General features: G+C 66.3%; 7 protein-coding genes. All 7 read right to left on the bottom strand.

The genetic code is table 11. The annotated features are described in order from the left end of the window. Window positions 1-117: 117 nt before the first annotated feature. The 7 genes from LNV23_RS10380 to LNV23_RS10350 all read right to left on the bottom strand — a co-directional run bounded on the left by LNV23_RS10380 (window position 118) and on the right by LNV23_RS10350 (window position 11758). On the bottom strand, window positions 118-855 hold the full coding sequence (locus LNV23_RS10380) for an HNH endonuclease (protein WP_263562902.1): 738 nt from the start codon (window positions 853-855) through the stop codon (window positions 118-120). 330 nt (window positions 856-1185) lie between these two features. After that, window positions 1186-2784: a tryptophan halogenase family protein gene (locus tag LNV23_RS10375; protein ID WP_263562901.1), complete on the bottom strand. Its 1599-nt coding sequence runs from the start codon at window positions 2782-2784 to the stop codon at window positions 1186-1188. Continuing rightward, the gene (locus LNV23_RS10370; RefSeq protein ID WP_263562900.1) at window positions 2781-4358 is read right to left on the bottom strand and encodes an ATP-binding protein; all 1578 of its coding nucleotides are present in this window, start codon (window positions 4356-4358) and stop codon (window positions 2781-2783) included. The genes LNV23_RS10375 and LNV23_RS10370 overlap by 4 nt, the downstream gene beginning before the upstream one ends. Continuing rightward, window positions 4348-5064 carry a response regulator gene (locus LNV23_RS10365; protein ID WP_263519430.1) on the bottom strand — a complete coding sequence of 239 codons (717 nt, stop codon included), beginning with the start codon at window positions 5062-5064 and terminating at the stop codon, window positions 4348-4350. The genes LNV23_RS10370 and LNV23_RS10365 overlap by 11 nt, the downstream gene beginning before the upstream one ends. Then, window positions 5061-6398 (bottom strand): ABC transporter substrate-binding protein, encoded by a 1338-nt coding sequence (locus LNV23_RS10360; RefSeq protein ID WP_263562899.1) that lies wholly within the window; start codon window positions 6396-6398, stop codon window positions 5061-5063. Before LNV23_RS10360 ends, LNV23_RS10365 begins: the two co-directional genes overlap by 4 nt. A gap of 635 nt (window positions 6399-7033) precedes the next feature. Further along, window positions 7034-7333, bottom strand: coding sequence for a hypothetical protein (locus LNV23_RS10355; RefSeq protein ID WP_263519432.1), 300 nt, complete (start codon window positions 7331-7333; stop codon window positions 7034-7036). 132 nt (window positions 7334-7465) lie between these two features. After that, window positions 7466-11758, bottom strand: coding sequence for a PAS domain-containing hybrid sensor histidine kinase/response regulator (locus LNV23_RS10350; protein ID WP_263562898.1), 4293 nt, complete (start codon window positions 11756-11758; stop codon window positions 7466-7468). Window positions 11759-11806: the final 48 nt, after the last annotated feature.

The raw sequence follows: 11806 nt of genomic DNA, 5'->3' as shown, positions 1-11806 counted from the left end.
AGGGAGGACCCGGTGGGGAGTTTTTTTACAGCCTCAACGTTTGAGATGAGAGGCGTGACCCGGCTTGCCTGGGCACGTCCTCTCGATTGAAGGGTTAGACGTCACTTGACCCCAGCGCTAGAAGGCCATGCCGACACTGCAGTTGTCTGCGAGACAGGATGTGAACTCGTTGATTCCCCCATTTGGAAACCTGACTCGCAGGAAGTTGCCGTTTGCTTCGAAGTGGAGACCGGCAAACGACATGTTCAGACGCTCCACAATAAGTACCTTTGGTGGATCGACGCGCAAGACAAGATGTATGACCGAATGAGCCTCACGAATTGTGATGCTCTTGCCCTTGACTTCAATATCCCATGCTGTGGTCGCTGCTCGCCATTCGTTGTCCTCAATTACCAGACTGACGTTCCCGGCTTGGTCGCTGAACAATCCTGAAAACAAGAATGGCTCACCGTCGTTCTCAGGAGGCTTAATGCTGAAGAGCGGATGGCCTCCAACTTGGATTGGCACCGGACAGTTTTTCAAGCGCACCCCACCGAACTGAAGCTCGGGGTGCCCCTCAATGAAATCGAAGAACTCTCGGGTGTGCCCGACTTGCTTGCACTTTGGACTGCGCATTGCAAGTTTGACCCGCGCCTTAGACCACATGCCTGTGGTCACCTTGGCGTGGCACTGTGGGCACAGCAGTGCAATTGCTTCTGGGTCGTGCTGTTTGGCATCTTTGAACTCTGGGTCTACGTGCTCGTACTGGACGATGCCAAGCCCACAGATTACGCAGCCGAAACCACACTTTTGCCGGACGAGGCGCTTCACATCCGAGGGGATATCTCGACTTAGTCCGAAGGCGTTCAGTGACATCAGAGACCGTTCAAGTCGTGTTTGTGACGTCTAACTTGTTGTATATCGGTAGCAAACGCCACTTATCACGGCTGACGTCGCAATAACAGGGCATGCGGAAGTGACGCCAAGTTCTTGTGAGGCTTGCATTTTTTGCCGATTCGAGGGCGTGTGCAGGGTCATTAATTTCGGCGTCAAAAGCGGCGTTTGTTACAAATTGCCTGGGCGGGGAATCGCGTGCGGTCAGGTGCAACAGAAATCGGAGCGTATGTTGCCAGCAATTCCTGGTGTTAGGCCAGCTAGCGGCTGCAGGTGCGCATCAGGGCTTACGGTGGCGGCATGTCCTACGTTCTACCGATTCAGGCCAAGGCTGGCGCCCAGGTCCAGGCCGAGGCCTTGGCCCGGATCCAGTCGTGCCAGGGCCTCCCGATGCGGCATGAAGAACCTTCGGGTCTGGTCCATCAAAGAAGCTCGGGCCTGCAGGCCGCTAAGCGCGATGGCCGGTGCCGGCAGTGCCAGACTGGTGGCCGTGCTCGCCGGGAACCTCCCCATGCCCGCAAGCAGGCAATACCAGGAGGGGCGCTGATACATCAGCGCGGCCTCATGCCGGCTCAACACGGCGTCGAAGTCGCCACCTTGGTCCCAGGCCCTTAGCAGCTCAGCCAGGCGCTCGGAGCACGGCTTCAGCGCCCGGTTGGCGTGCCAGTAGTCGCTGTCATCGCGGGTGTTGAGCAGGTAATGCGTCTGCACATACTCCAGCACGCCGTCGAACATCTGGTTGATCAGGGCGTTGTAGCGCTGGCGCAAGTCTTCCATCGTGCCGCTGCCGCCTCCCGATTGCAGCGCTTCGATCAGGTGCTGCACCGAGAACTGAATCAGCATCAGCGCCGTGGCTTCCAGGGGCTCGATGAAGCCCTGGGACAGGCCGATGGCCACGCAGTTGTGGCGCCAGTGTCGGGCCACGCGGCCCACGCGCATCTTGAGCCGCCGGGCGCTGGCGCCCTCGGCCGCCGAGCCCAGGTGGGCGCGCAGGGCGGCTTCTGCCGCGTCGTCGCTGATGAAACCAGAGCTGTAGACGTAGCCGTTGCCGTAGCGGCTGCTCAGTGGGATCTGCCAGGCCCAGCCGTGGCCCAGGGCCGTGGAGGTGGTCTCGGACGGGATGTCCTGCTCGGGCTCCAGCGGCGTGGGGATGGCGATGGCGCGGTCGTTGAACAAGCGGTCGCCCCAGGGGATGAAGGGCTCGCCCAAAGCCTCGTTGATCAGCAAACCGCGAAAGCCGCTGCAGTCGATGAAGAAATCGCCTTCCAGGCGCTGGCCGCTGTCTTGCAAGCGCAGGGCCGTGATGTCCCCGCTTTCGGCGTGGCGCTCCACGGCGGCCACGGTGTCCACGCAGTGCTGCAGGCCCAGCTGCTCTTGCGCATGGCGTTTCAGAAAGGCGCCCAGCAGACCGGAGTCGAAGTGGTAGGCGTAGTCGGTGGCCGGGTGGTGCTCGGGCTGGCTGTAGACAGGCGCGCGACGCTGACGCGCCAGTTCAGCGGCGAGAAAAAAGTCTGCCGGGTTGGCGTCCACATCCTCGCCGCGGCGGCGCAGGTTCGCCTGCTGGATGAAGGCCTGGCCGAGCGGACGGTCGGCTTCGTTGAAGAAGGGGTGGACATAGCTTTCGTAGCCCGGCTGCGTGGACCAGTCGGGGAAGCGGATGCCGGCCTTGTAGGTGGCGTGGCAGGCGGGCATCCAGTCGCGCTCTTCCAGGCCGAGCTGGCGAAAGAAGTCGCGCAGATAGGGCGTGGAGCCTTCGCCCACGCCGATGGTGCCGATCTCGCTCGATTCGACCAGGGTGTAGCGGCAGGCCGGGCCCAGCTGGCGCGCCAGCAAGCAGGCCGTCATCCAGCCCGCGGTGCCGCCGCCGACGATGACGAAATGGGGCGTCGCAGCGGGCGAGGGTGTGCTCATGAAGTGGAAGGCGTAGAAGGGAGCGCGGGCTCAGGCCGCGGCGCGGCAGCGGCTTCATGTCCGGGCAAGGCCAGGCGGACTTCGAAGCCGCCTTGAGGATGGTTGCGAAAGCGCAGGCTGCCGCCGTGGTCGGCGACGATGTCGCGCACGATGGACAGGCCCAGGCCCAGGCCTTCCCCGCGCAGCTTGGAGCCATGGTCCAGCCGGGTATAGGGTTGGCCGAGCTTGGCCAGGGCGCTCTCGGGTACGCCGGGGCCGTGGTCGCGCACGGTCAGCAAGACCTGACCCTCTTCCGCGCTGCCGGGCTCGCCCGAGGCCATCTCCAGCTCGGTGCGGTGCTGCTGGGCGCCGGCGCCGTAGAACATGGCGTTGTCCAGCAAGTTGCCGAGCGCACGCTTGAGTGCCAGGGGCTTGCCGAACACCGTCAGGGGCAGCTCTTTCAGCTCGATTTGCTGGCCGGTCATGCGCGCGTCGCGCACCATCTTCTGCAGCACCAGGTCGATGCGCACGGGCGCGCGGTTTTCGTGGATGTCGGTGTCCTTGACGATTTGCAGCGCGGTCTTGACCATCATGTCCAGCTCGTCCAGGTCCTCGTGGAACTCGTCTTGCACGGCGGGGTCGTCGAGCAGCTCGCTGCGCAGGCGCAAGCGGGTGATGGGCGTGCGCAGGTCGTGCGAGATGGAGGCGAACAGGCGTTCGCGGTCGCTGAGGTAGCGGCGGATGCGTTCTTGCATGTCGTTGAAGGCCTGGATGGCGCGGCGCACCTCCGAGGTGCCGCTCAGGCGCAGCGGCTGCGGCGTGGTGCGGTGGCCCACCAGGGCGGCGGCCCGGCTCAGGCCGCGCAGCGGGCGGGTCAGCGCGCGCGCGGCGATCACGGTCAGGATCAGGGCCAGGCACAGGGTCAGCAGCTGCGGGGCCAGCCTTTGCCAGGTGAAGAAGTCCAGCTGCTCCAGAAAGTAGGGGTCGGGCATGGCGCTGCTGAGGTAGACCCATTGCCCCGGTTCTGTCTCCACCTGGATGACCAAAAAAGGCGCCGGCCGCTCGCTGGCCAGCAGGGAGGGGTCGACCCAGCTGTCGGGCAGGTCGGCCAGCAGGGCGCCACTGGGCGCCACCTTGAGGCCTTGCGGCGAGGCCAGGGCGACACGAATGGGCGTGCCAGGCGCCAGCTGGGCGCTGATCTCCTGGCGCACGATGGCTTCCACCGAGCGTGCAAGTGGCAGATCGGGCAGAGCTCGCGTCGCCACTTCGCCCTTGTTGAGAAAGACCAGGAAACGCGTGCCGCCCATGGTGCGCAGCTGCTCGATCACCAGCGGTCGGTAGGGTGCCGGCAGCTCGCGCAGCGCCCGCAGCGCGCCCAGCACGCCGCTGGCCACATGGTGGGCGGCCAGCTCGGCCTGGCGCCGGGTGCGCAACTCCACCTGGCGGTACCAGAGCAGATTGACCAGCAGCTGCACGATCAACAGGCCGGCCAGCATGGCCAGGGTGAAGCGACCCTGCAGGCTGTCGAACCAGAAGCCGACGCTGCGGCGCGGCCAGCTCTGGGTGTCGTTCAGCCCCGCGGCTTCATAGCGCATGCGAGGCGTTGACCGTGGTGGCAAAAACATAACCGGAGCCCCGAACGGTCTTGATCAGGGCCGGCTGCTTGCCGTCATCTTGCAGGCGCTGGCGCAGGCGGCTGACCTGCACATCGAGCGAGCGGTCCAGTGGCCCGAGGTCGCGGCCGCGCGTCACCTCGGCCAGGCGGCTGCGGTCCAGCACCTCGCCGGGGTGCTCCACCAGCAGCTTGAGCAGCTGGAAGTCCATGCCCGAGAGGGCCGAGGCCGCGCCCTCGGGGTCGATCAGGCTGCGCTCCAGCACATCGAGGGTGAAACCGTTGAAGCGGAAGTAGCGCGGCGTCTGGTTGCGCTCCTGGCCGCTGCGTCGGTGGATGGCCTTGATGCGCGCCAGCAGCTCGCGCGGGTTGAAAGGCTTACCGATGTAGTCGTCGGCCCCCAGCTCCAGGCCGACGATGCGGTCGGTCTCCTCGGCGCTGGCGGTCAGCATGATGACGGGCACGTCGGAGCGGCGGCGCACCGCCTGGCACAGGGCGAAGCCCTCGGTGTCAGGCAGCATGACGTCGAGAATGCACAGGCTGATCTCGTCACGGAAGCGCTCGAACTCGGCCATGAAGCTGGCGCCGTCGTGGGCCAGGCGCACCTCGTACTGGTTCTTTTCGAGGTAGGTCTTGAGCAGGGTGCGGATCTTCTGGTCGTCGTCGACGAGCAGGATGGTGCGGGTCATGGCAGGGCTTTCGGGGGGCGCGGGCCGAGTGCGCGCAACAGGGCCTGGAGGCGGCGCTGCGCGGCGGCAGGGGTCTGGTTGGGGTCGAGGGCGAAGCGGTGCACGGTTTCGATGAAGGCGTTCTTGCCGACTTCATCGAAGGCCATGCGGTGCACCAGGCTGGGCACGCGCGGCGTGTTGGGGTTGGCGAACAATCGGTAGGAGCGTTGGGCACAAAGGTCCAGCTCGTCGACCGGCACATCGCGCCGCACCGGCACCGAACCCTTGATGCGGTTGTAGCTGATCTGCAGCGTGGCATTGCCCAGCAGCTCGGCCATGCGCTCTTGTGCCGGCTGCTTGCTGCCGTCGCCGGCGAGCATGGCCAGGGTGTCGATGCTGAAGAGATGGGCTTGCGCCGTGCCGGGCACGGCCTTGCATTCGAAGTCGCGCCCGCCTTCCTGGCCCAGCGCGCCGAGCTCACCGCGCACCCAGTCGCCGCTGATCAGCATGGCCGTGCGGCCGGCGGCGAAATCGGCCACCAGCTCGGTCCAGCGGCGCTCGCCAGGGTTGGCGTTGCCGAGCTGATTGCCGTTGCTGCTGTTGGCACTGGCGGCGCTGACCGGCGCGGCGAGATTGCGCCATTCGCGCAGGCGCTTGAAGCTGCGCTCCAGGGCCGGGTCGTCAAAGGCCTGCAGGTCGCGCTGCACCACCATGCGCTGGTAGAGCGCCGGGCCGGCCTCGCCGAGCAGCATGGCCTCGAAGACCGTGGCCACCTGCCAGGGCTCGTCGCTGAAGCCCACGGGCGTGATGCCGGCCGCGCGCAGGGCGCTGGCCGCACGCATGACGCCGGCCCAGTCGCTGGGCGGCTCGATCTTGAGCTGGCGGAACAGGGCCAGGTTGACGTAGAGGTTGTTGATGCGGTGGATGCCCAGGGGCGCGGCCACCACATGTTCGCGCACATTGAGCTGGCTCATGACCTGGGGGAAGAGGGTGCTGCGCCAGTCGCGGCGCTGAGCCACGCCGTCCAGGCGCAGCAGCAGGCCCAGCTCTGCCCATTCGCGCAGGGCCTGGCCGTTGAGCTGTGCGACCTGCGGCGCTTGGCCGCGCAGGGTCCGCTCGTTCAGCACCTTGATGGCGCCGCCGCCGCCGCCGCCGGCCACGGCGCCGTCGACCCAGCGCAAGCCCTGCTCGGCCATGCGGGCCGCCACCAGGTCCGCTGCGGCCCGCTCGCCGGCCGAGGTCCACCAGTGCAGGACGTTCAGGTCCTGGTTGGACTGCAAGGCACTGGCGGCCGGCGCCGTGGGTGCGGCGCTCAGCGGCTGCAGCATGGCGAAGGAAGCGACAAGAGCGAGCATGAGCCGCATCTTGCCCTGCAGGCGCGCAGCGCAGGCCTTGCTTTTGTTGGACTTCGGTGAGCTTGTGTAAGGCACGGGCGGGCGGCGCGATGGCGGTTGTGACAATTGTTCCTCGCTCCGCAGGCCTTGGCGATTGGGGCTTTCGCGGCGTTCCGAGTCGGCCCCACCGCATACTTTGGGCGCGCCATGTTAAGTAAGGTAACAAGCGCAGGAATCGTCGGGAATACAGGGCTTGGCCGAGCGAGCCCATGCCATCGGTGTTGCCGGTCTTCAGCAGCCACGCCACCCCTCGGGGTCAACCGGTGCCGTGGCGCGATTGCGTTACGTGGCTCGAGCGCCTATCGTGGCCCATATGTCGGCCAGGGAGGGTGTGTGCGCGCTGACCGGTGCGGTGTGGCCGGTCTTCGTGTGCGGGCTCACTCGGGACCGTTCTCCGAAGGCGCGCCGGTCGCGCCGGGGCGGGGGCCAGGGTGCTGGATGACACCGAGCCCGCGCTGCATGAAGCTGCTCCTTGCCTGCGAGTGCTTCCCCCGCCAATGTGGAAGCACTCGCAGGTTCTTTCTTTCTTGCTTTCTTTTTTTTCGTCCCGCGGGCTCAGGCGCCCGAGCGGCTCGGCTCAGGCGGGCTGGCTCGATTCACTGGGCGTGGTCTTCTTCCAGTTCGTCGTGCTCGTCATCGAGCTCGTCGTTGTCCAGCACGGCCACTTCGGCGTACTGCACGCCGTGCAGCTGATGGCGATAGGCCAGGTGCGCATGGCGGCCGGTGGCTTCATGGTCGCCTTCGTCGTCGGCGGCTGCTGCGGCCAGGTGGTGATCGGCTGCGGCCGAGAAATGCCGTGCCGCCAGGCGGTGGTAGTCGGCCACCGATTCGAAGTCTTGCTCCAACAGTTCCGTGCTGGCGTCGACGGGCAGGTCTTGCTTCAGTTCTTGGCTCATGGGGCTTCTTTCTTTCCGTTCGCTCGGTTGAGATGCAGTGCGGAGGGCTGCGCCCGCCGGCGACAAGCCAGCGGGCGCATGCCCAGCATCACGTGGCGATGTGAAGCCTTGGTGACAGGCTTGAACAGCCCCTCAGGACGCGGGCTGCCGCGTGTCGAGGTAGCCCTGCGCCGCTACCCGGGCGGTCTCAAAGGCCTGGCGGAAGGCCTGCAGTTCGGCCGAATAGTCGGCCGGAGCGTCGTTGGCCCTATCGCTGGCCTTATCGCTGGCGTTCGTGCTGGCGTTCGTGCTGGCGTTCTCGCTGCAGACCCGCTCCAAGGCGCCGGCACGGTCGCTCAGTTCGGCCATGCCGAGGTAGCCTGAGGGGGTGCCGCTGGCATGGGCCAGCTGGCGCCATCCGGCACGGTCCGCGTCGTCCAGCGCATGGAGGCGCAGCTGTGTGTCGGAGAGAAAGCGGCGCAAAAGGGTTTGGAAGCGTCCCGGCTCCTTGAAGCGGCTTTGGCCGACGGCGGCATCAAAGCCGGGCTGCTTGGAGGGCGGCTCGGCCGCAGGACCAGATCGCTCTGACGCAGCCGCGCCGCTCTGGCCGTCGCTGGCTCGGCCCATCAGCTGGTTGATCTTGCCCACCAGCTCGTCGACATTGAAAGGCTTGGCCACGAAGGCGTCCATGCCGGCGTCCAGGGCGGCCTGGCGCTGCTGACTGAAGGCCCCGGCGGTCAAGGCGATCACCTTCATGTGCCGCAGCTGCGGCGTGGCGCGGATCTTCTCGGTGGCGGCGTAGCCGTCCAGCACGGGCATCTGCACATCCATCAGCACCACGTCGACGCTGTCCGGCTGACCCAGCAGCTGGGTGACCGCATCCAGGCCGTCCAGCGCCTGGGTGACGATGGCGCCTTCGCCGCGCAGGATGTCCTGGGCGACGTCGCGATTGATCTCGCTGTCGTCGGCCAGCAGGATGCGCAGGCCCTGCAGGCGCTGCAGCTGCGGTGCGGCCGGCTTGCCGGCGAGCAGGGCGCCGCGGCGGTTCTTGGCGTCCAGCACTGCGTTGTAGAGCCCCGAGGCGGTGACCGGCTTGGTCAGCACCGCGTCGATGAGCTCGCTGCCGGCTTGGTCGCGCAGGCGGTCGCGGTCAAAGGCGGTGACCATGATGATGATGGGCGCGTCTGGATCATCTGGATGGCCAGGCTCATGGGCTTGGGCCTCATGCGCCTGCACTTGCAGCTCGCGAATCTGCATCGCAGCGGCCAGGCCGTCGACCACCGGCATGCGCCAGTCGAGCAGGATCACGTCATAGGGCAGTTGCGGCGCCCGCTCCTGCAGCAGCTGCAGGGCCTGTTGGGCCGAGTCGGCGCTGTCGGCGTACCAGCCCAGGCTTTGCGCCGTGTTGCACATCACCTGGCGGGCCACGGCATGGTCGTCGGCGATCAGCACGCGCTGGTGCACCATGGCGGGCAGGGAACTTTCAGCCACCTCGCTCAGCTGGAAGGGCAGAGTGACGGTGAAGGTGCTGCCGCGCCCGAGCTCGCTGCGAACGGTGATGCTGCCGCCCATCAGCTCGGCCAGCTGGCGGCTGATGGTCAGGCCCAGGCCGGTGCCGCCGAAGCGCCGGGTGGTCGAGCTGTCGGCTTGGCTGAAAGCGTGGAAGATGCTGTTCAGCTTGTCCGGGCTGATGCCGATGCCGCTGTCCTGGACGCTGAATTCCAGCTGGATCCAGTCCTTGCCTCGCGCCACAGGCGTTGCGAGGCGCTGGACATGGACCACGACCTCGCCCGCCGGTGTGAACTTGATGGCATTGCTGGCCAAATTGGTCAGCACCTGACCGAGTCGCAAAGCATCGCCCTTGAGGAACAGGGCGCCGGCCGGCGCCGCACCGACCAGCACCTCCACCGGCTTGTTGCCCACGGCCGTGGCCATCAAGCTGGCCAGCTGGTCCAGCACATCGTCGAGCCGGAAGGGCATGGACTCGATGTCCAGGCGGTGCGCCTCGATCTTTGAAAAATCCAGGATGTCGTTGATGATGGCCAGCAAGTTGTTGCCGGACAGCTCGATCTTGCGCACCATTTGCAGCACGCCGGCCTCCAGAGTCTGGCGCTGCAGCAAATAGCACATGCCCAGGATGGCGTTCATGGGCGTGCGGATTTCGTGGCTCATATTGGCCAGAAATTCACTCTTGGCCTGGTTGGCAGACTGTGCCTGTTCGCTGCGCTCGAGCAGTTCGAGATTGAGCTCCTGCAGCCGCTGCTGGGCCTGCTTGAGGGCGCTGACATCGGTGACCAGCACGAAGAAGCCGCGCACATGGTTGCCGTCGCGGTCGGGAATGAAATGCACCCAGGCGTCGCGGCTGTGGCCTTCGGCGTCTAGTAGCTGGCGCTCAAGCTGCTGCGGCTCGCCTTGCAGCACCCGTTCCACATAGGGCTGGTACCAGGCATAGCGTTCTTCGCCGAGCAGCTCGCGCATGGAGCGGCCCTGCAGCTGGGCCTGACCCAGGCCCAGCCAGGACTTGAAAGCAGCGTTGGCAAAGGCGCAGCGCCTGTCTGGCGTGCAGTAGAGGATCATGCCGGGCACGATGTCCAGCAGGGTGTGCAGAAAGCGCTCGTCGCGCTGCAGCTGCAGGCGCTGCTCGGTGATCTCGCTGATGTCGTGCACGACCACGTAGAAGCCCTGGACCTCGCCGTCCAGCCAGTCCGGCAGGTAGTGGGTCAGGGCATGCCGCATGCGCTCGCTGTCGGGAATGCGGATGCTGCGCTCGAAGGTCTGGGCTTCGCCACGCAAAGCCGCTTCGATGTGTTTGCGGTTGGCTTCGAACAGCTCGGGCCCGAGCAGGCTGGAGATATGTCGCCCGGGCAAGGTTCCGGGGTCGACGCCGAACCAGCTGGCATAGGCATGGTTGGCGACCTGGTTGATCAGCTGCTTGTCCCAGTAGCCGATCATCGAGGGCAGTGCATCGATCACGTTGCGCAGGCGCCGGCGGGCAGTTTCCAGCTCCTGGGTGCGCGTCAGGACCTGCCCCTCCAAGCTGGCGTTGAGCTGCAGGATGCGCGCCTCGGCCTGCTTTTGCTCGCTGATATCGCGCACGATCTTGGCGGCGCCGACCACGTGCTGCGCTGCATCGTGGATCGGGGACACGGTGACCGAGACGTCGATGCGGGAGCCATCGGCGCGCTGGCGCACAGTGACGAAATGCGGGATTTGCTCGCCACGCGCAATGCGGGTCAGGATGCTGCGTTCTTCGTCCTGCAACTCGGGTGGGACGATCAGCTCGCCCAGGTAGCGGCCGATGGCTTCGCTGGCCGAGTAGCCGAAGATGCTCTCGGCGGCCGGATTCCAGCTGTTGACGCGGCCCTCCAGGTCTTTGCTGACAATGGCATCGGTGGAGCCGGCCACGATGGTGGCCAGATGGGCGGCATTGGCGGCGGCCTGCTGCTTGCGCTGGCGGTTGCTCGCCAGCAAATAGGTGAGCAGGGCCAGGAGCGCGGCGATACCGGTCAGGCCGGCGCCGACCAGCTTTGGCTCGACAAAGTTGCGCTGAAGCAGGAAGTCAGGTTGTGCCCTGACCTCGAGCAGCCATTGGCGACCGAACTGCTGCAGCGGCAGTCGAACGATGAGCCCGGCCGCGGCGACGGCGGCTGGTTTGGAGTCGTAGAAGGGCTGGGGCTCGGGCGAAGCTTCCGCGTCCAGCAAGCGCAGCGCGAAGCTGTTTCGGTGGAAGTCCAGACCGGCCAGCACTTCCTCCAGCAGAAGCGGTGCATAGGCCAGGCCTTGAACTTCGGCCTGGCGTTCGGCCACGGCGGCCGGTGTGCTGCCGCTGCGAAAGATCGGCAGCAAGAAGAGCAGGCCTTGGCCCGGCTTGCCACTGGCTTGCAGCAAGGTGATGGGCCGCGTCAAGGTCGCCTGGCCGCTGGCCACGGCTGCCAGCGTGGCCTCGCGTCGCGTCGCCTCGGAGGCGATGTCCAGGCCCAAGGCAGCCGCATTGCGCGCCTCGGGTTCGATGAACTGGATCACCCAGCGTTCGCTTTGATTGGGGCTGAGCGCCTGGATGTGGAAGTCGGGTCGGCCGTCGAGCTGGATGCGGCGCAAAAAGGCTGCTTCCTGCTGCGGCAGCAGGCGCCGGATCAGGCCGAAGCCGCGGGCGCCGGGAAACTCTCGCTCCATGTCGCGGGAGCGCATGTATTCCTGAAAGCTCTCGCGGCTGAGTCGGTCCAGGCCGGCCGCCAGCGCCGCGCCACGAGCTCCGCGCAAGCCGTACTCGTAGCTGCGCAGACGGGCCTGAACCTGGCCCAGTGCCTGCTGTGACAGCTCGGAGAAGTGGGTCTGTGCCTCAGTCGCTTGCTGATGCTGCAAAACGACGGTGCCAGCCCATGCCAGCACGCAGCCGCCCAGCAGCACAGCCAGAGCCAAGACCCTGGACTTGGTGCCATGCTTCATATCCGCTCCCTGCGGCCGGCCTTGGGTGCTCTGACCGCTGGAGCGAGA

Origin of the sequence: Kinneretia sp. DJ1R-11 (assembly GCF_025717595.1) — a bacterium.
Classification (GTDB): Bacteria; Pseudomonadota; Gammaproteobacteria; order Burkholderiales; family Burkholderiaceae_C; genus Paucibacter_A.
Note: the sequence above shows the minus strand (reverse complement) of the source record. Positions and strands in the feature narration are given on the sequence as shown.

Coding starts and splice junctions, on each gene's coding strand:
- LNV23_RS10380 (WP_263562902.1), bottom strand. CDS start 855: ATGTCACTGAACGCCTTCGGACTAAGTCGAGATATCCCCTCGGATGTG.
- LNV23_RS10375 (WP_263562901.1), bottom strand. CDS start 2,784: ATGAGCACACCCTCGCCCGCTGCGACGCCCCATTTCGTCATCGTCGGC.
- LNV23_RS10370 (WP_263562900.1), bottom strand. CDS start 4,358: ATGCGCTATGAAGCCGCGGGGCTGAACGACACCCAGAGCTGGCCGCGC.
- LNV23_RS10365 (WP_263519430.1), bottom strand. CDS start 5,064: ATGACCCGCACCATCCTGCTCGTCGACGACGACCAGAAGATCCGCACC.
- LNV23_RS10360 (WP_263562899.1), bottom strand. CDS start 6,398: ATGCTCGCTCTTGTCGCTTCCTTCGCCATGCTGCAGCCGCTGAGCGCC.
- LNV23_RS10355 (WP_263519432.1), bottom strand. CDS start 7,333: ATGAGCCAAGAACTGAAGCAAGACCTGCCCGTCGACGCCAGCACGGAA.
- LNV23_RS10350 (WP_263562898.1), bottom strand. CDS start 11,758: ATGAAGCATGGCACCAAGTCCAGGGTCTTGGCTCTGGCTGTGCTGCTG.